The 19,386-nt window shown below is 71.2% G+C and carries 17 protein-coding genes; 10 read left to right on the top strand and 7 right to left on the bottom strand.

All coding sequences use genetic code 11. The features are described from left to right. Positions 1-196 precede the first annotated feature (196 nt). Both leuE and AB0C16_RS29665 read left to right on the top strand, forming a co-directional pair. Positions 197-853, top strand: coding sequence for a leucine efflux protein LeuE (gene leuE, locus AB0C16_RS29670; protein ID WP_357687499.1), 657 nt, complete (start codon positions 197-199; stop codon positions 851-853). Between the two features lie 280 nt (positions 854-1,133). After that, a complete protein-coding gene (locus tag AB0C16_RS29665; RefSeq protein WP_357687497.1) occupies positions 1,134-1,748 on the top strand; it encodes a VC0807 family protein in 615 nt (204 codons plus the stop codon). Here AB0C16_RS29665 and AB0C16_RS29660 read toward each other — a convergent pair. Beyond that, entirely contained in the window at positions 1,656-2,669 is a 1,014-nt protein-coding gene (locus AB0C16_RS29660; RefSeq protein ID WP_357687495.1) for a hypothetical protein, read from the bottom strand. The genes AB0C16_RS29665 and AB0C16_RS29660 overlap by 93 nt on opposite strands. Before the next feature lie 367 nt (positions 2,670-3,036). Between AB0C16_RS29660 and AB0C16_RS29655 the strand changes: the two genes are divergently transcribed. From AB0C16_RS29655 to AB0C16_RS29620, 8 genes are all read left to right on the top strand, one after another. Then, on the top strand, positions 3,037-3,654 hold the full coding sequence (locus AB0C16_RS29655; protein WP_357687493.1) for a DedA family protein: 618 nt from the start codon (positions 3,037-3,039) through the stop codon (positions 3,652-3,654). A gap of 36 nt (positions 3,655-3,690) precedes the next feature. After that, positions 3,691-4,494, top strand: a complete 804-nt coding sequence (locus AB0C16_RS29650; protein ID WP_357687491.1) for a DMT family transporter — start codon at positions 3,691-3,693, stop codon at positions 4,492-4,494. 106 nt (positions 4,495-4,600) lie between these two features. After that, positions 4,601-5,815, top strand: a complete 1,215-nt coding sequence (locus tag AB0C16_RS29645) for a glycosyltransferase (protein ID WP_357687489.1) — start codon at positions 4,601-4,603, stop codon at positions 5,813-5,815. After that, positions 5,812-6,468, top strand: coding sequence for a DUF998 domain-containing protein (locus tag AB0C16_RS29640; RefSeq protein WP_357687487.1), 657 nt, complete (start codon positions 5,812-5,814; stop codon positions 6,466-6,468). Before AB0C16_RS29645 ends, AB0C16_RS29640 begins: the two co-directional genes overlap by 4 nt. Positions 6,469-6,514: 46 nt before the next feature. After that, positions 6,515-7,429, top strand: coding sequence for a cytochrome P450 (locus AB0C16_RS29635; protein ID WP_357687485.1), 915 nt, complete (start codon positions 6,515-6,517; stop codon positions 7,427-7,429). Continuing rightward, positions 7,426-8,172: an isocitrate lyase/phosphoenolpyruvate mutase family protein gene (locus AB0C16_RS29630; RefSeq protein ID WP_357687483.1), complete on the top strand. Its 747-nt coding sequence runs from the start codon at positions 7,426-7,428 to the stop codon at positions 8,170-8,172. The genes AB0C16_RS29635 and AB0C16_RS29630 overlap by 4 nt, the downstream gene beginning before the upstream one ends. 7 nt (positions 8,173-8,179) lie before the next feature. Further along, the gene (locus AB0C16_RS29625; protein ID WP_357687482.1) at positions 8,180-11,029 is read left to right on the top strand and encodes a BTAD domain-containing putative transcriptional regulator; all 2,850 of its coding nucleotides are present in this window, start codon (positions 8,180-8,182) and stop codon (positions 11,027-11,029) included. Positions 11,030-11,063: 34 nt separating this feature from the next. Then, a complete protein-coding gene (locus AB0C16_RS29620; protein ID WP_357687480.1) occupies positions 11,064-12,575 on the top strand; it encodes an MFS transporter in 1,512 nt (503 codons plus the stop codon). Here the strand turns inward: AB0C16_RS29620 and AB0C16_RS29615 are convergent. The 6 genes from AB0C16_RS29615 to AB0C16_RS29590 all read right to left on the bottom strand — a co-directional run bounded on the left by AB0C16_RS29615 (position 12,538) and on the right by AB0C16_RS29590 (position 19,381). Continuing rightward, entirely contained in the window at positions 12,538-13,761 is a 1,224-nt protein-coding gene (locus AB0C16_RS29615; protein WP_357687478.1) for an MFS transporter, read from the bottom strand. The two genes, AB0C16_RS29620 and AB0C16_RS29615, sit on opposite strands and share 38 nt — an antisense overlap. A 186-nt stretch (positions 13,762-13,947) precedes the next feature. Next, the gene (locus AB0C16_RS29610; RefSeq protein WP_357687476.1) at positions 13,948-14,820 is read right to left on the bottom strand and encodes an alpha/beta hydrolase; all 873 of its coding nucleotides are present in this window, start codon (positions 14,818-14,820) and stop codon (positions 13,948-13,950) included. Positions 14,821-14,872: 52 nt separating this feature from the next. Next, positions 14,873-16,267, bottom strand: coding sequence for an FAD-dependent oxidoreductase (locus AB0C16_RS29605; protein WP_357687522.1), 1,395 nt, complete (start codon positions 16,265-16,267; stop codon positions 14,873-14,875). 241 nt (positions 16,268-16,508) lie between these two features. Then, positions 16,509-17,300: an ABC transporter permease gene (locus tag AB0C16_RS29600; protein WP_357687475.1), complete on the bottom strand. Its 792-nt coding sequence runs from the start codon at positions 17,298-17,300 to the stop codon at positions 16,509-16,511. Continuing rightward, positions 17,297-18,148: an ABC transporter permease gene (locus AB0C16_RS29595; protein WP_357687473.1), complete on the bottom strand. Its 852-nt coding sequence runs from the start codon at positions 18,146-18,148 to the stop codon at positions 17,297-17,299. The genes AB0C16_RS29600 and AB0C16_RS29595 overlap by 4 nt, the downstream gene beginning before the upstream one ends. Positions 18,149-18,151: 3 nt before the next feature. Beyond that, complete coding sequence (locus AB0C16_RS29590; protein ID WP_357687471.1) at positions 18,152-19,381, bottom strand: spermidine/putrescine ABC transporter substrate-binding protein; 1,230 nt, start codon at positions 19,379-19,381, stop codon at positions 18,152-18,154. Between the last annotated feature and the right edge of the window lie 5 nt (positions 19,382-19,386).

Raw genomic sequence — 19,386 nt, 5'->3', positions numbered from 1 at the left:
CGGCCTCGCGGCGATCTCCATCGCACCACTCCCCGGCGTCAACACTGAACGTGACCCATGGTAACGCTCTGTCATCACCGGTGTCCGGCGCTCGATGGCGAGACCGCCGGGATCCTCAACCGGCGCACCCGGGAGAGCGGCTGGGACGTTGTCCCAGATATCGTGACTTGGTCATCACTTCCCCGGGAGTCACCAGATGTTCTTCGGTATCACCGACCTCTGGACGTACATCGTCGGCGCGTTCTTCATCATCCTGCTGCCGGGACCGAACTCGGTGTACGTCCTCACCCTCGCCGCGCAGCAGGGTGTCCGCCAGGGCTACCGGGCCGCGGCGGGCGTGTTCGTCGGTGACACCGTGCTCATGGCGCTCGCCGCCGCGGGGGCGGCCTCTTTGCTGCGGTCGAACCCGGTGCTGTTCATGATCGTGAAGTACGCGGGCGCCGGATATCTGGCGTGGATCGGCTTCCAGATGATCCGTGGCGCCTGGCGGGCATGGCGCGCCGAGCCCGCGGCCGACGAGCCGGCCGATCGTCCGATCATCCCCCGGCATCCGAGGCCGTTCCGCAAGGCGCTCACGATCAGCCTGCTCAATCCGAAGGCGATCCTGTTCTTCGTCTCGTTCTTCATCCAGTTCGTCGACCCGGGCTACGCCACGCCGGCGCTGTCGTTCCTCATCCTGGGGGCGATCATCCAGGTCTTCAGCGTCCTCTACCTGACGGGCCTGATCTTCGGCGGCACCTTCCTGGCCCGCCAGTTCCGCTCGCGCCGCCGCCTGAGCGCCGGCCTCACCTCGGGGGTGGGCGCGGTGTTCCTCGGTTTCGGCGCCAAGCTCGCCACCACCTCGCTGGGCTGAGCCCGAGCCTCCAGGCCACGGAGACTGTGGCCGCCCGGCGCGGAGAGGCGTACGGGATGTGTGGTGGTTTGTCCGGGTAGATCGACACAACTGGAACGTGTCAAAAGAGGCACAGGCCCGCCGATCCGTCAGGTACGGTAAACCACCGGTGCACCGCCAAACGCGCCGGGGTGACCTTGAGGTAACCCCGAGCGGTCCATCCGGCAAGCCTGGTCCCCCGAAGCCCGGGTAGTCGCCGGTCGTCGGCCTATCTGCGGAGTAACCCTTGAACCATCCCCCGGTGGCCCTGCCACGCCTCACCACCCTGGCTCGACAGGCGATTCCCCGGTTGCTCGAAGGAGTGGTGGCGCCGCTCGCGGTGTTCTACGCGGCCCTGGCCGTGCTGGGTCTCACCGGCGCGCTGATCGCGGCCGTCTCCTGGGTCTACCTGGGTGTGGCGTGGCGGCTGATCAGGGGGATCCGGGTGCCGGCCACGATGATCCTGGCCGCGATCGCGATCACCGCCCGAGCGGCCGTGGGGTTCTGGACCGGGAGCTGGGTCGTCTACTTCATCCAGCCCGAGCTCGGCACGATCTGCATCAGCATGGCGTTCCTGGCCTCGGTGCGGCTGAACAAGCCGCTCGTGCAGAAGCTCACGCTCGACTACATCCACCTGCCGTCGGCGGTGCTCCGGCACGAGCGGGTGCGCAGGTTCTTCGCCAGGATCACGCTGCTGTGGGCGTTCGTGCTGCTGGCCAACTCGACGGTGAGCATCTGGCTGGCGCTGCACCAGTCGCTCGGCACGTTCATGCTGCTCCGGACGTCAGCGGTGGCCGTGATCAGCGGGCTGGCCATCACGTTCTCGATCTTCGCCTTCAAGCGGCTGCTGCGCCGCCTGCACGTGGCCCACGCCTGAGCGCTCGGCCAGCAGGAACGCCCCGCACATCCCCATCACCAGACCGGTCAGCATCTCGAACAGGTTCACGAAGGCCAGCACGCCACCCGCGCTCCCCTCGCTGAGCGGCCCGCCCGACAGCCCGATGATCACTGTGTAGAGGCCCCAGCCGAACATCGTCCCCGTGCCCAGCCAGGCCACGCTCAGCGGCTGCCAGACCGGCCTGCCTCCCCGGCCGTTGACCAGGATGACCAGCCCGAGGCCCGCGCCGATGGCGAGCAGGCCCTTGAGCCCGTCCTGGAGCGCGGCGGTCGCCGGGTAGAGGCCGGCCATCTCCTCGGGCAGCCCGGCTCTCCCGCCGAGGGCCCAGTAGAGGCGGATGCCGCCGAGCAGCACGGTCATCAGCAGCGCTCCCCGGGCGACGACCCGTTGGAGCGGCATGGTCACGCTGGTGGGGCCGTGGCCGATCGGAGTCCTGAAGGCAGTAGGCCAGCGGTCGCGTGAGTAGAGCGCGAACGCGACCGTCAGCCCGACGCCCTGCGCGACGAACCCGCCATAGACCATCATGTAGACCCACGGCTCGATCGGACCGCCGGTGCTGAAGATCCCGGTGCCTTCGAGGAGCACGCCGAGCGGCACCATGACCACCACGATCGTGAGCAGCCCGGTGCCGACCCACAGAGGCAGCAACACCAGCCATGCGGGCAGGCGCATGCCCTGCCGCACGGTGAAGGCCAATGCGAGCAGCAGCCCGACCACGTCCATGCCGAACGTCATCGCGTTGAGCCCGGCCATGGTCGGGTCGTTCATGAGGTCGGGATCGTTGATGCCCAGCGAGCTGCCGGTCATCCACAAGATCTTCAGCGTCAGGTAGGGAAGCATGGCGGCGACCGCCACGACCGCCGCGGTGATGCGGGCTGCTCCGGGCTTTTGCTGGCTCATGGTGTGAGTCTGCACGGTCCCCGCGGTGTTCCCGCCCGCAGGGATATCCGTCTCCCCGGTACGGGGGATGCGTGGTGGGGCGGAGTCCCCCGTCGCGGTAGGGCCAGCCCCACCGCGAATGCGGATACCCGCACTCCTGTGTTCCGCCTTCCCAGCCGGTTTGATCGATATGTGTCACCGGCGGTCGCGGCACCTGCCCTGACGGGATTCGGGGAGGTGCGACCAGCGGGGATCCCCAGGTTCACGGGGTGCGGGCCCTGATCCCTCTCGGGGACGGGCCCGCGTCCGACCGGGGGTTTCCCCGATGTCCCAGCGCACCGCGCGCCGACAGGCTTGAAGACACCCCTGACGATCGGAGTTCGCCCTGATGTCGCACGCCATCCTGGACCTGGTCCAGCAGGCGATGTCGTCGCCCTGGTTGTACGCGGCGTTGTTCGCGCTGGCCCTGCTCGACGGGTTCTTTCCCATCGTGCCCGCCGAGACGTCCGTGATCACCGCCGGGGTGTTCGCCGCCTCCGGGGAGACGAATCTGGCGTTGGTGATGCTGGTGGCCGCCCTCGGCGCGTTCGCCGGTGACCACATCTCCTATCTGATCGGCAACAGGTCGGGAGGCAGGCTGCGCGAGCGCAAGGCGTTCGTGTGGGCCAGGGACGCGCTGGCCGAGCGGGGCGGGCTGGTCCTCGTGGTGGCCCGCTACATCCCGGGCGGGCGCACCGCGACGACCCTGACCATGGGCGCCGTGCGCTACCCGCGGCGCTCGTTCACCTTCTTCGACGCGATCGCCGCCTCCTCCTGGGCGGTGTACTCCGGCCTCATCGGGTTCTTCGGCGGGATGGCGTTCGAGAACGACCCCGTCAGGGGGCTGCTGCTCGGCCTCGGCACCGCGCTCGCCATCACCGGGATCGTCGAGGCCGTGCGCTGGATCAGGAAGCGACGCGCCATCCAGGCTTCTCCCGAGCGCCTCCCGGTGGACACGTCCCTTTGACCCTGCCCGGCAACCATCCAGCTGAGAGGAGTCGGCATGACCGTGCTGGCCGCGTTGATCGCCCTGGTCGGTTCGCTGTTCTTCGCGCTCGGCGCGGCACTGCAGCAGTACGAGGCGTCCGGCACCGCCAAACCCGGCCTGCCGGCGCTGCTGCGCAGGCCGCGCTGGCTGGCCGGCGGAGCGTCCATCCTGGCCGGCGGCGGCCTGCACATCGTCGCCCTCGGGCTGGGCCCGCTGACCGTGGTGCAGCCCATGGGCGTGGCCAGCCTCCTCTTCGCGCTGCCCATCGCGGCCACGCTGCACGGCCGCAGGCCCTCGCGGCGGGAGCTGACCGCGGCCGGCGTGGTGGCCGCCGGGCTGATCGGCCTGGTGCTGCTGGTGCCGGAGTCGGACGGGCCGACCCACCTCGGGCCGTCCGGGGTGGCCACGCTGCTGGCGGTCTCCGGCGTCGCGTCGTCGCTGCTGTGGGCGGGCTCGAAGATCGCCTCCGCGGCGGGGCGGGCCGCCCTGCTGGCCACCGGCTCCGGCGTGCTCTACGGCGCCACCGCCACGCTCATGCGGGTGCTGGTGGACGGCGCCTGGAACTGGTGGTACCTGCTGGCGCTGCCGGTGCCCGCGCTGCTGGCGCTGATGATGCTGCAGCGGGCCTACGCCGTCGGCCACTTCGGCGTCTCGTTCGCCTCGCTGCAGATCGCCGACCCGCTCACCGCCGTCGCCTTCGGCGCGCTGCTGCTCGGCGAACCGCTGCCCTCGGGCATCGTCCCGATGGCCGCGGCGGCGCTGGCCGCGGCGGGGACCGTCGCGCTGGCCAGGACCACCCCGCTGGAGGCCCGCCACTGACCCGCCCGCTCTCCCCTTGCCACGTCCGATCTTCTCTCCCTTCTCTCCTCGATCTGCTGCCCGGCCCTCCCCACCCGGCCGGTGTTCCCCGAACTGGAGTCCTCCCATGGCCATGCCCCTGCGCAGCACCGTCGCCGACGTCACCGAGCTCGTGCCCGTCCCCTCGCGACCACGCCGGGTGCTGATCTCCACCGACACCTACCCGCCCGACGTCAACGGCGCCGCCTACTTCACCCACCGCCTGGCCACCGGCCTGGCCGAGCGCGGCAACGAGGTGCACGTCATCTGCCAGTCGGCCGAGGGCCCGGCCACCGCCGAGGTGGCCGACGGCGTGATCGTGCACCGGCTGCGCTCGGCGCCGCTGCTCGTGCACCCCACCATGCGGGTCACGGTCCCGACCCGGTTGGACCGCCTGATGGCGGCCATCGCCCCTGACGTGCTGCACACCCAGGGCCACTTCGTCGTCGGCCGGGCCGCCATCGCCGCCGCCCGCCGCAGCGGAGTGCCGGTGGTGGCCACCAACCACTTCATGCCCGACAACCTGTTCCAGTTCGGCCACATCCCCGGCCGGCTGAGGGAGCGGGCCGGCCGGCTGGCCTGGCGCGACTTCGGCCGCGTCTTCAACCGCGCCGACCGCGTCACCACGCCCACTCCGCTGGCCGCCAGGCTGCTCGCCGACCAGGGCTTCACCCGCGAGGTGGAGCCGATCTCCTGCGGCATCGACCTGGCGCGGTTCCGCCCGCACGCCGAGCCCAAGGCGTGGGCGCGCAAGCTGCTCGGCCTGCCCGACCGGCCCACCGTGCTGTTCGTCGGCCGCCTCGACGAGGAGAAGCGCCTCGGCGAGCTGCTGCGCGCGCTGCCGCACGTCCTCAACAGCACTGACGCCCAGGTCGCGATCGTCGGGCGGGGCAGCCAGCGGGCTGAGCTGGAACGGCTGGCCAAGCGCATCGGGGTCGGCGAGCGGGTGTCCTTCCTCGGCTTCGTGCCCGACGAGAACATGCCCCAGGCGTTCGCCGCGGCCGACGTCTTCGCCATGCCGGGCGTGGCCGAGCTGCAGAGCATCGCCACCCTGGAGGCCATGGCCAGCGGCCTGCCGGTGGTCGCCGCCGACGCGATGGCCCTGCCGCACCTGGTGGACGGTAACGGCTACCTGTTCGAACCCGGCGACGTCATGGGCCTGGCCGGTCACCTGAGCGCCATCCTGACCGACGACGAGCTGCGCGCCCGCCTCGGCCGGGCCAGCCGCGAGCTTGCCCTGAGGCACGACCACCAGACCTCCCTCGCCCGGTTCGAGCGGATCTACGATGAGGTGACGCAATGACGCCGAGAAGCATCGGCTGGACCACCGTGCTCAGCGCCCTGGCCGCCATGGCCTGCCTCGCCTACGCGGAGGTGACGCTGCCCGGACAGCCGCTGATCAGCGACTACGCGCTCGTCCCCGGCGGCATGGCGCCCGTGCTGATCGGCATGCTGGCTCTCGCGGGCGCCTGCCTGTTCCTGGCGTACGGGCTGGCGACCCGCGAGCCCGCCCGCACCGCGGCCACCCGGGTGCTGCTGATGGCCACCGCCGCCGGCCTGATGCTGAGTGCCCTCTTCCCCACCGACCCCAGGTTCTCCGACGTCAGCTCACTGGGCGGGGAGATCCACCGCTGGGCCGCCGCCGTCGTCTTCACCGCTCTGCCCGTCGCCGGCTGGACGCTGGCCAGGGCGCGCGAGGTGCTGCCGCGCTGGAACCTGGTCAGGGCCGTCAGCCTGACGTCCGCGCTGACCCTGGCCGCCTATCTGGCCGCGCACCCGGCCTCGTTCCTCTCGTCCCTGATCAACGGGGGCGCCTACTACGGGCTGCTCGAACGCGCACTGGTGCTGTCGGAGATCGGGCTGATCGTGGTCATGGCCCTGACGTCCGCGCGGCGAACCCGCCCCGCCGCCGCCGTCCCCGCTCCTGACCGGCGGCCCGACAGGATCACCGCCTGACATGCTTCGACGGGGGACGAAGGGATCCCGGCCTAGCGTGGGCCGCATGGTCATCACACGTCACGACGAGGCCGTCGCGGTCCTCTCGGACACCCGCTACGTGCCGCCGCCCGTGCGCCGGGAGGCCGCCGCGCACACGCTGGGCTGGTTGCGGGGGCGGGTCTCCAGGTTCAGCAGCGGCTCGGCGCACGCGGAGCGGCGGCGGCCGCTGGTCGAGCGGCTGGCCGCGATCGATCCGGGCGCGCTGAGGCGGGCCGCCCGGGACGCGACGCTGTCGCGTGACGGCTCCTGGGAGGGGGTTCCCACGGCCGTGCTCGGGGCGGCGCTCGGGGTGGACGTCCCCGTGCCGCTGGTCGAGGCGGTGGCGGCCGGTTACCTGTCCGGCGACGGGAGCCCCGCCGCCGACGCCGCGGTCGCGTCGCTGGTCGCCCTCCTCACCGCCGACGACAGCGACGGCGACCGTGACGGCGACCATGGGGACGCCGTTGTCGTCCTGACGCTCCTGCTCCAGGCGCACGCGGCCACGGAGGGCCTGATCCGCAACGCCCTGACCCACGCCGCGGCCGGAAACCGCGTGCCCGAACGCGACCTCCGCGGAGATCACCGGCGCCAGGGGTTCGCCTCCAGGCAGGCGGACCTGGCCGGGGGCGTCGACGGGCTGCTGCATGAGACGTTGCGGCACGATCCGCCGATCCAGGTCACGCGCAGGGTCGATCTGGCGACCGGGGACGACGTGGTGATCGATCTGGTGGCGGCGAACCGGGATCCCGATGTGTTCGCCGACCCCGGGCGGTTCGACGCCTCACGGGGGGCGACGCCGCACCTGACGTTCGGCGCCGGGGTGCGGCCCTGTCCCGCTTCGGCCCACGGGTTGGCGCTGGCGGCCGGCGTGCTCGATGCCTGCCTCGGCGACGGGCCCGGCGGCCGGGCCGGAGGCGACGGCTTGAAGGAGGAATCATGAAATTTCGTGACCTGCATCGACCAGGCGACCCACTACTGCTGCCCAACGCCTGGGACTACGGCTCGGGGGCGTTCCTGGCGGCCCACGGGTTCGCGGCCATCGGGACCACCAGCCTCGGCGTGGCCGCCGTGCACGGCAAGCCCGACGCGGCGGGCGTCACGAAGGCCGAGACGATCGAGCTGGCCCGGAAGGTGATGGATCTCGGCGTGCTGGTCACCGTGGACCTCGAGGGCGGCTTCAGCGACGACCCCGCCGAGGTGTCCGACCTGGTCGCGGAGCTGGCCGCGCTGGGCGTGGCGGGCGTCAACCTGGAGGACGGCCGCACCGACGGCACGCTGCGCCCGGTCGAGCTGCACCAGAGGATCATCGAGGCCGCGCTGGGCCACGGCGTCTTCGTCAACGCCCGTACCGACACGTGCTGGCTGAAGACCGGCGACACGCGGGAGCGGGTGAGCGCGTACGCGCACGCCGACGGCCTCTTCGTACCGGGGCTGAGGGATCTGGGCGAGGTCGCCGGGGTGGTGGAGAGCACGTCGCTGCCGGTCAACGTGTTGTACCAGCCGGACGGGCCGACGCTGGCGGAGCTGGCCGGGGTCGGGGTGGCCAGGGTGAGCACCGGCTCGCTGCTGTACCGGGCCTCGCTGCGGGGCGCGCTGGCCGCCGTGCTCGCCGTACGGGACGGGGGGACGCCGCCTATACCGACATATGGCGAGATCGCCGCCATCTTGCCGCAGCCCCGATAATCGGGGCATGCGCTTCGAAATCCTTGGCCCGGCCAAGGTCCTGGGTGACGACGGCGAGCCGGTCTCGCTCGGCGGTCCCCGGGTGCGCGGGCTGCTCACCCTCCTGGCGCTCGACGCGGGCCGCGTCGTCGGCGCCGAGTACCTGGTCGACGGCCTGTACGGCGAGCAGCCGCCCGAGGGTGTGGCCAACGCGCTGCAGTCGCAGGTGTCGCGGCTGCGCCGGGCGCTGGGCAGGGACCGGGTGGAGTTCCATCCGACGGGTTACCGGCTGGCGGCCGACCCGGAGGACGTCGACGCGCGGCGGTTCGAGCGACTGGCCGGCGAGGGCCGGAAGGCGCTGGCCGCGGGCGACGCCCACCACGCGGCCACGCTGCTGCGCGAAGCGCTGGAGCTGTGGCGCGGCCACCCGCTGGCCGACGCCCCGCGCGCCGAGGCGGCCGCGGCCAGGCTGGCGGAGCTGCGCCTGGCCGCGGCGGAGGACCGCGTCCAGGCCGACCTGGAGCTGGGCCGCCATCGCGAGTTGGTGGCCGAGCTGCGGCAGCTGACCGCCGCCCATCCGCTGCGCGAGCGGTTGCGGGCGCAGCTGATGCGCGCCCTGTACGGGAGCGGCCGGCAGGCCGAGGCGCTGACCGTCTACGAGGAGGCCCGGCGGATCCTGGACGACGAGCTGGGCGTCGCGCCGGGCGTGGAGTTGTCGGCCGCTCACCTGGCCGTGCTCAGGGCCGATCCGGCGCTGGGCGTGGACTGTGCCCTGCTCAGAGGCGATCCGCAGCCGGGCGGGCCCGCCCGCGTGTCCAGGCAGGGCCTGCGCGCCCAGCTCACCAGCTTCGTGGGCCGCTCCGAGGAGCTCGGCCAGGTCGACTCCCACCTGCGGCGGGCCAGGCTGGTCACGCTGATCGGCGCGGGCGGGGCGGGCAAGACCCGGCTGGCCATGGAGGCCGCCGAGCGGGCCGACGGCGACGTCTGCGTCGTCCAGCTGGCGCCCGTCGCCGACGGGGCGGACGTGCCGAAGGCCGCGCTGGCCGCGCTCGACCTGCGCGACCCGCTGCTCTCGGGCCCCGAACGGCCGTCCGTCGATCCGGTCGCCCGCCTGGCGGCGGCACTCTCCGACCGGAGGCTGCTGCTGGTCCTGGACAACTGCGAGCACCTCGTGACCGCCGTCGCCGAGCTGGCCGACCAGTTGCTGGCCACCTGCCCGGAGCTACGGGTGCTGGCGACGAGCCGCGAGGCGCTCGGCATCACCGGTGAGTCGATCCTGCCGATCGCACCGCTGCGCCTGCCGCCGGCGGGCGTCCCGAACCCGCTCGACTACCCCGCCGTACGGCTGTTCGCCGACCGGGCCGCCGCGGTGCGCCCGGGGTTCGCGGTCGGCGAGGACAACGCGGCGCGGGTGGTGAGCATCTGCCGGGCGCTCGACGGGCTGCCGCTGGCCATCGAGCTGGCCGCGGCCCGGCTGCGCACGCTGATGGTGGCCGACGTGGCGGCCCGGCTGGACGACAGGTTCCGGCTGCTGACCCGCGGCAGCCGCACCGCGCTCCCCCGGCACCAGACGCTCCGCGCGGTCGTGGCGTGGAGCTGGGACCTGCTCGACGAGAACGAGCAGCGGCTGGCGGCCAGGCTGACCGTGTTCGCCGACGGCGCGACGCCCGCCGCGGCGGAACGGGTCTGCGGGCTGCCGGAGGAGACGCTGTTCGCGCTGGTGGAGAAGTCCCTGGTCGAGGTGGTCGACGGTCGCTACCGGATGCTGGAGACGATCCGCGCGTTCTGCGCCGAGCGGCTGGCCGAGGCGGGCGAGACGGAGGCGATGTGCGAGGCCCACGCCGCCTACTACCTGGAGCTGGTGACCGAGGCCGACGGGCACCTGCGCCGGGCCGAGCAGTTGGAGTGGCTGGCCATGCTCGACCACGAGAGCGACGAGCTGATCGCGGCCGTGCGGTGGGCGACGTACGCGGGCCGGACCGAGCTCGGGCTGCGGCTGCTGGCCAATGCCGCCTGCTACTGGTGGATGCGCGGGCACCGGCTCACCAGTGCCCGACTCGCCGGCGAGCTGCTGGCCGGGATGCCCTTCGGCGCCCCCGAGGGCCTGGAGGAGGAGTACACGCTGTCGGTGCTGGTCGCCGCCTGGAGCGGTGATCCGGACGATGCGCTGCGCGCGCGGCTGGACGGCCTGCGGCACTCCGGTGTCCCGGACTACATGCCCGCGGGGCTGGAGTTCCTGACGATGATGCTGGCGATGTTCACCGGGCCGCCCGGTGACGTCGGTTTCGTGCTGGAGCTGATCAAGAGCTCGGATGAGCCTCCAGCGCCGTGGCCGCGGGCGCTGTCCGCGTGCGGGATCGCCTTCATGCTGCAGGAAGCCGGCGAGCCCGGGAAGGCCAGACCCGAGTTCGAGCGGGCGCTGGCCATCTTCAGGGAGCTCGGCGAGCGGTGGGGCATCACGCTGGTGCTGGCGGGGCTCGGCGACCTGGCCTTCGAGCTGGGCGAATACGCGACCGCGCACGCCCTGGCCGGTCAGGCGCTGGAGGTGTCGCAGGAGCTCGGCTCGCTGCCGGACATGGCGGAGAGCCTGTGCCGCGGCGCCGACGCGGTGAGCCGCATGGGTGACTTGGCGGCCGGGAAGGCGGGCTACCTGCGGGCCGCCGAGTTGTCGCGCAGGGCGGGCTCGGGCGACACGATGGCGTGGGCGCAGGTGGGGCTGGGCGAGGTGGCGATGCTCCGGCGTGAGTTCGAGCAGGCCCGCGCCCACCTGGCGCAGGCGGCGGCCGACTGCCCCGAGGGCTGGTACAGCGTGATCAGCACCCGCGAGCGCATCCAGGACGGGCAGGAGGAGCTCGCCCGGCTCGTCAGCGAACGGTAGGTGATCGGTCAGCGCCACCGCCGATGGTGGCGGCATGAAGAACAAATGGGCCAGTCTGGTCATCGTCTGCCTGGCCACGCTGCTGCTCTCCGTTGACCTCACCGTCCTGCATCTGGCGCTCCCGATGCTGGTCGGCGACCTCGGCGCCAGCGCCACGCAACTGCTCTGGATCGGCGACGTGTACGGCTTCGCGGTCGCGGGCCTGCTCATCACGATGGGCAACCTCGGCGACCGGATCGGCCGCAAGCGCCTGCTGCTCATCGGCGCGGTCGCGTTCAGCGTCGCCTCGGTGGTGACCGCGTACGCCCCCACCCCCGAGCTCCTCATCGCGGCCCGCACGCTGCTCGGCGTCGCCGGCGCGACGATCATGCCGTCGACCCTGTCGATCCTTCGCAACGTCTTCACCGATCCCGGTGAGCGGACCGCGGCCATCGGCGTCTGGAGCGGGATGAACGCCGCCGGGTTCGCCGTGGGCCCGGTCGTCGGCGGACTGCTGCTCGATCACTTCTGGTGGGGCTCGGTCTTCCTGATCAACCTGCCGATCATGGCTCTGGTCCTGGTCGGCGGCATCCTGGTGCTGCCGGAGTCGCGCAACCCCGACGCGGGCCGCATCGACCTGCCGAGTGTGGCGCTCTCCTTCATCGGCATCGTGGCGGTCATCTACGCGATCAAGGAGGCGGCGCACGACGGGCTGGGGCAGGGCGACGTGCAGGTGGCGGCCGTGCTGGGCGTGGCCTGCCTGGCGTACTTCGTGTGGCGGCAGACCCGGCTCGCCGATCCGCTCATCGACGTGCGGCTCTTCCGGCGCCGGGCGTTCAGCGCGTCGATCGGCACGAACCTGCTGGCGATCTTCACGATGATGGCCATGTCGCTGATCTTCGCCTGGTATTTCCAGCTCGTGCTCGGCTGGTCGCCGTTGCAGGCCGGGCTCGCGGGCCTGCCGGGCGGCCTCAGCGGGGCGGTCGGCGGGATCGTGGCGGCCAAGCTGATCCGCTTCATCGGCCGGAACGGCGTCGTGGCGCTCGGCCTGGCCATGAACGCCGGTTCGTTCCTCTGGTACAGCACCCTCGGGCTGGAGGTCAACTATCTCGTCATGCTGATCCCCATGATCATCGGCGGGATGGGGATCGGCTTCGCCTTCACCGTCAACAACGACAACATCCTCGCGACGGTGCCGAAGGAACGCGCCGGCGCCGCCGCGGCGGTGTCGGAGACCTCGTTCGAGCTGGGCGGCTCGCTCGGCATCGCGATCCTCGGCACGGTGCTGAACAGCACCTACAGCGGCAGCCTGCGGGTGCCGGCCGACATCCCCGGTGAGGCCGCGCGGGAGTCCATCGCCGGGGCGATGCACACGGCCGCGAGCCTGCCTCCCGAGCAGGGCGCGCGGCTCATCCACGCGGCCCGCGTCGCGTTCGTCGAGGGAGTGCACGTCACCGGGCTCAGCGCGGCGGTGATGCTGGTCGTGGTGGCGGCGCTCGCGTTCGCCGGGCTGCGTGGCGTGCCCAAGGTCATCCCGGAAGAGGTGCTGGCTCGGGCGCACTCGTGACGGCCGGCGGCCGGGCCCGCAGGCCGCGCCGGCGCGCGAGCACCAGCAGCGCCGCGAGCACGGTGGTCACCGGCGGCACCACGAAGGCCAGGGACGGCCCGAACTGGTCGACGAGTTGCCCGGCGGCCGAGGCGCCGGTGGCGATGCCCAGCCCGATGGCGCCGCCCAGCAGGGTGAACGACTCGGTGCGGACCTCCGCGGGGACGAGGCCGTCGATGATGGTGTAGCCGGTGATCACCACGGGGGCGATGACCAGGCCGGCCAGGGCCGCCGTGCCGTACAGGAGGGGGATGGTCCCGGCGACCGTGAAGGTGCTGGTGGCGGCGGCGAGCAGGGCGAGGCCCACGACGAGGCGGGCGGTGGCGGAGACCCGCCAGCGGACGGCGCCGTACAGCAGGCCGCCGAGCACGCTGGCGGCCGAGAACGTGCCGTAGATCGCGCCCGCCGAGGCGGGCGTGCCGAGTGCGGCGGTCAGCGAGATGATGCCCACCTGGAGGGTGCCGAAGACCGAGCCCATCGCCAGGAACGCCACCGCCAGCGGCACCACGCCGCGCAGCCGCAGCACCCCACCGGCCGAGCGGGCGCGGACCGGCGCCGGCTCGGGCATGCCGGTCCGGACCCCGGCGAACACGGTGGTGCCCACGACGACCAGCACCAGCGCCACGAGCAGCGCGACGACCGGGGAGTAACCGGTGGACAGCAGCACGAGCAGCACGGGCGCCACCGTGAACGTCAGCTCGTCGGTGATGGACTCCACCGCGAACGCGGTGTTCAGCCGGGCCGAGCCGCCCAGCCGGTACGCCCAGCGGGCCCTGACCATGGCTCCCACCTGCGGCATCGAGGCTCCGGCCAGCGCGGCGGTGAGCACGAGCAGCGAGGTCGGCGCCTGCGCGGTGGCCAGGGCGAGCAGCGTGCCGAGCGCGAGGCCGTGCAGGGCGACCTGCGGCAGCAGCACCCTGGCCTGGCCGTGCCTGTCGGCCAGCCGTCCGGTCTGCGGGCCGGCGATCGCCTGCGACACCGCGGCCGCGGCGGCGGCGACCCCGGCCGCGCCGTAGGACCCGGTGGCCCACTCCACCAGGAGCAGGATGCCCAGCTGCAGCATCGCGAACGGCAGGCGCGCCACGAGCGCGGGCAGCAGGAAGCGCCACGCGCCGGGTGTGGCCAGCACGTTCAGGTAGGACTTCAAGGGGGTCTCCGTCCAGGTCAAGACGGAGCCGTCCCGGAGGAGCGCACCGTCAGGTGGGCTTCGACCGGGGTGATACCGACAGAGGCCGGCCGCCGAGCGGTCTAGCAGAGCGTTCGATGTACCAAACGCGACAAACACCGATCTTATTGCAGAAAACGACCAGCGCACTTCTGGGGCGTGTGCGGTCTAGAGGTGCTCGCGCAGGAAGCCGGCGGTCGCCTCGACCGCCTGGGTGACATAGGGCTCGGCGTCGTAGAGGTCGATGTGGCGCTTGGCGTCGATCCACACGATCCGCTTCGGCTCCTCCAGTCGTCTGTACGCCTCCTCGGCGCCCTCCGGCGAGCAGAACCGGTCGATCACCCCGTGCACGATCAGGGCCGGCTTGGGCGACAGGAAGTCGGCGCCCATCATGTTGTCCACGGTGATCAGCTCGCGCAGGCTGGCGCGGGTGACCTCGTTCGCCCAGTGCGCGGAGGCGCCGCGCCCGGTGCCGTAGTAGGCGTACGGCTCGTCGCCCGGCATGGCGGCCTCCCCCTCCCGCGCCACGGCGGGAAGGTATTCGACCGGGCCGCCTCGGTCCTGGCGCTCCAGCACCTCGCCCAGACCGGTCAGCGCGGCCTGGTAGTCCATGCCGGACCGCATCGTGTAGGGGTTGTTGTAGGCCCCGGCGATGCCGGCGAAGACCTTCACCCGAGGCTCGAAAGCCGCAAATTTCAGGGCATATCCGCCGCCCAGGCAGATCCCGACGACCCCGATCCGCTCCCCGTCGACCTCCGGCCTCGACCTCAGGAACGACACCGCGGCCCGCAGGTCGTGCAGCTTGCCCTGCGGATCCTCGTGCCACCGCGGCTCGCCGCCCGACTCGCCCCAGTTGCGATGGTCGAAGGCCAGCGTGACGTAACCCTTCCGGGCCAGCCGATCGGCGTACAGCCCGCAGACCTGATCACGCACGCCCGTGAACGGCCCGGTGAACACCAGACCCGGACGTGGCCCCGGCTCCTCGGGCACCCGGAGGTCCCCGGCCAGGGTGATCCCGCCGGCTTCGAACTCGATTCTCATGCCACCAGTCTGAAGCCCGCGACGGCCGGGCGTGGCCCGGCCGCCGGGGCCGTCAGGAGTCGAAACCCAGCCCCATCCGGTCGAGCGTGCGCAGCCAGAGGTTGCGCCTGCCCTGGTGCCGGTCGGCCTGGGCGATCGACCAGCGGGTGAGCTGGATCACCCCGGACCGCACCGGCTCCGGCGGGAACGGGACCGGCTTCTCCTTCACCATGCGCAGCTCGGTGCGCTCCGTGCGCTCGCCCGAGAGCAGGTCGAGCATGACGTTGGCGCCGAAGCGGGTGGCGCCCACGCCCATGCCGGTGTAGCCGACCGCGTAGGCGAGCCGCCCGCCGTGCGCCTGGCCGTAGAAGGCGCTGAACCGGCTGCAGGTGTCGATCACGCCGCCCCACCGATGCGTGAAACGCACCTCCGCCAGCTGCGGGAACGTGGTGGCGAAGTGCTCGGCCAGCTTGACGAAGGTCTCGTCGCGCTGGTCGTACTCGGGCTTGACCAGGCCGCCGTTGTAGTAGACGGCGTCGTAGCCGCCCCACAGGATGCGGTCGTCGTCGGTCAGCCGGTAGTAGTGGAACTGGTTGGCGGAGTCGCCGACGCCCTGGCGGTTGCGCCAGCCCACCTCGGCGAGCTGCTCCCGCGACAGCGGCTCGGTCATCAGCGCGTAGTCGTACACCGGCACCAGGAAGTGCTTGAGCCGGCGCAGCAGCGGCGGGAACACCCCGGTGGCCAGCGCCACCCGGCGGCCGGTGGCCACGCCGTGCGGGGTGCGCAGCCTGATGGTGGAGCCGTCGTCGGCCATCGAGCGGACCGGGCTGCGCTCGTAGACCCGCACGCCGAGCCGCAGGCACACCTCGCGCAGCCCCCACGCCAGGCGGGCCGGGTCGACCATGGCGCAGCCGCGGCGATCCCAGAAGCCGCCGAGGTAGGTCGGCGAGTCGATCTCGGCCCGGATCTGCTCGCGGTCCAGCGGCACGTAGTCGAGGCCCAGCTCGGCGATGACGTCGAGGTGCTCGTGCAGCGCCTCCAGTTGCCAGGGCTCGGTGGCGACGTTGAGCTCGCCGGTGCGCTCGAACGAGCAGTCGACGCCGTAGCGCTCCAGGGTGCGCTCGATCTCGTCCAGATTCTGCACGCCCATGCGCTCGAGCCGGTCGAGCTCGTCCGGCCAGCGTTCCAGCCCGTTGGGCAGTCCATGAGTGAGGGTCGCCATGCAGAACCCGCCGTTGCGGCCGGAGGCCGCCCAGCCGATCCGGCGGCCTTCGAGCAGGACGACGTCCTGCGAGGGGTCACGTTCCTTGGCCATCAGGGCGGTCCACAGCCCCGAGAAGCCTCCGCCGACGACGACCAGGTCGGCGTCGGTCTCGCCGTCGAGCCGCGGTCGCGGCTCCGGTCTGGCCGGACTGTCCAGCCAGTACGGCTTGCGCTCCGCGTCAGCAAGAGCCTTCAGCGGATCCACAAATCCCACTTCCCTACGAAATATATGATCTTAAATTGCGGGATCTTCTCAGAATGGTGATCACGCGCGGGTTCCCCCCGCCGAGCTCCGATCTCGCCTCCCTGTTCTTTGCCGAAAACCTGTTTCTTTGCCGGAGAACCTGTCCTTCTGCCGGAGAACCTGTTCCTTGCCGGAGAATTTGTTCTTTTGCCGGAGAACACCGATCCCCCCGGCCATCGCGGGGGGATCACGACGCATGCTCTCAGGCGCGGCGTCGCGCCGCGACCGCGTTGGCGATCGCGATGAGCACGCCCAGGCCGAAGATCAGCGTACCCATGACGTTGACCTGCGGCGGGATTCCCGTCTTGACCGACCCGATGATCCACAGCGGGAAGGTGAGGGTCGAGCCGTTGACGAAGCTGGTGACCACGTAGTCGTCGATCGACAGCGCGAACGCCAGCATCGCGCCCGCCAGCACGCCCGGCAGGATGGCCGGCAGTGTGACCTGCCTGAACGTTCCCCACGTGGTCGCGCCGAGGTCCCTGGCCGCCTCCTCCATCGACGGGTCGAGCGTGACGACCCGCGCCCGTACGGTGACCGTGACGAAAGAGAGCGAGAACAGCACGTGCGCGATCGTGATGGTGATGGCGTCACGCGGCAGGTTGGCCGAGACGAACAGCGACAGCAGCGAGGCCCCCATGACCAGTTCGGGCGTGGAGATGGCGGCGAAGACCAGGAAGTTGGTCGCCCCCTTGCCGCGGAAGCGGTATCTGCCGAGCGCCAGCCCCAGCATGGTGCCGATCACGACCGTGATGATCGTGCTGATCACCGCGATGTAGATCGAGTTGCGCAGCGCCGTGGTCAGGTCGGAGATCTCGAAGAGCTCGCGATACCACTTGAGGGTGAAGCCGTGCCAGCTGGTGTTGGACTTGCTCGGCGTGTCGTTGAAGCCGAACATGATCATGACGGCGATCGGCGACGACAGCCAGAGGATGACCAGCCAGGTGTAGGCGTGCAGCAACCGGTCGCCGACCCTGCCGCCCCTGCTCCTCATCGGGCAGCCGCCTCGAGGACGTTCTCGGTGCCGAGAGCCTTGGCGTAGATGAAGATCCCCACCAGCAGCAGCGCCATGAGAGTGAACGACAGCGCCGAGGCCGTCGGGTAGTCGAGGTTCGTCAGATACTCGATCTGGATGATGTTGCCGATCATGGTGTTGCCGGTGCCGCCGAGCACCTGAGCGTTGACCGGGTCGGCCGTGGCGGGCACGAACGTCATCAGCACTCCGGCGAACACCCCCGGCAACGACAGCGGGAGCACCACCCGGCGGAAGGCCGCCGTCCGCGAGGCGTACAGGTCCTGGGCCGCCTCCACGGTCCGCGGGTCGACCCGCTCCAGCGACACGTAGATCGGCAGGATCATGAACGGCAGCCAGTTGTAGGTCAGCCCGGCGACCACGGCGAACGTCGTGGCCAGCACGTGGAAGTCGGCGGGCAGCGCACCCCAGCTCTTCAGCGTGCCGAACAGGATCCCGTTGTCGGCCAGCAGGAAGCCCCACGAGATGGTGCGCAGCACGAACGACACGAAGAACGGCAGCAGCAGCAGGAACAGGTACACCGACTTGCGCCGGCCGCCCTTGAAGGCGATCCAGTAGGCCACCGGGTAGCCGATCAGCAGCATCGCCACCGTCGCGAGCCCGCCGTACACGATGGAACGGACCAGTTGCGTGCTGTACGTGCTCAGCGCGTCGGCGTAGTTGGAGAAGCTGAACGTCATGGCGAAGCCGTCGATGGCGTTGCCGGTCTGCAGCGACACCGAGGCCATCGCGGCCATCGGCACCACCAGGAAGATCGCCAGCCACATCCAGCTCGGAAGTGCCAGGAGGTAGGGAGTGAGGCGCCGCATCGCCTAGGCCTGCGTGATCGACTGGAAGATCGGGTTGAAGACCTGCTCCTGCGCCGTGGTGAGCTTGGTGTAGCTGCGCAGCTTGGCGTAGTCGGCCTCCGACGGGAACATCAGCGGGCTGGAGACCAGGGCCTCGAGGGCCTTCTTCTCCTCGCCCTTGGCCGTCGCGGCCTGCTCCTTGAACAGGTCCTGGACCGCCGGGACCGGCGTGACGAACTGGACGTACTCGTCGAGCTCGGCGGCGATGTCCGGCCGGTAGAGGAAGTCCATGAGCATGAGCGCGTCGACGGGGTTGGCGGCGCCCTTGGGGATGAGCAGGTTGTCGGTCCAGATCGTGCCGCCCTCCTGGGGCACCACGAACTCGACCGGCTCGCCGGCGAGCTGGCGCTGGAAGACGTCGCCCGACCAGGCCATGCTCAGCCAGATGTCGCCCTTGGATACGGCGTCAATGTACGACTGATCGTAATATTTCCGGACGATTCCGGCGTCGCGCTGGGCCTTGAGCTTCTCCCCGGCCTTCCGCCAGTCGGCCTCGGTCGAGTTCTCCGGGTCGATGCCGAGGGCGATCATGCCGAAGTTGGCGATCTCCTGGGCGTCGGCCATCATCCCGACCCGGCCCTTGTACTTCGGATCGAAGAGTGCCTCGATGCTGGTGATGTCGTCCTTGACGTGCTTGGTGTTGTACGCGATCCCGGTCATGCCTGACATGTAGGGAATCGTGTAGGTGTTGCCCGGGTCGTACGAGCGCTCCTTGTACTTGGCCCCGGCGTTGGCCGCGAAGTTCGGCAGCTGCGAGTGGTCGAGCGGGATCGCGTAGCCCAGCTCGAACATGTGCTGGAGCTGGACGCCGTTGGTCATCACGACGATGTCGTAGCCCAGCGGCTGCCCGGCCCGGAGCACCGGGTCGGCCTTGCCGAAGAACTCCGCGTTCTCGTTGATGACCTCCTTGTACTCGTAGGAGATCCCGGTCGCCTTGGTGAACGCCTCCAGCGGGCCCTTGTCCTCGGGCATGTACTCCGGCCAGTTGGCGAACACCACCTTGCCGTGCTTGGTCTGCTTGGACCAGAACTCCTTGACCGAGTCGGCCTTCGGCGGCGCCGCCTTCTGGCCCTGCACACCACAGGCGGCCAGGGCGAGGGCCGCGGCCGACAGGCCGGCGATCCGGAACGCCTCACGACGGGTACGGGGCTGGGTGACGCCCCTGAGCAGGGCGGGGTTGCGCAGATGGTCCATGAGGT

Source organism: Nonomuraea sp. NPDC048916 (assembly GCF_040649575.1).
GTDB lineage: Bacteria > Actinomycetota > Actinomycetes > Streptosporangiales > Streptosporangiaceae > Nonomuraea.
The sequence above is the reverse complement of the archived record's forward strand: the minus strand, read 5'-3'. Positions and strand labels throughout refer to the sequence as shown.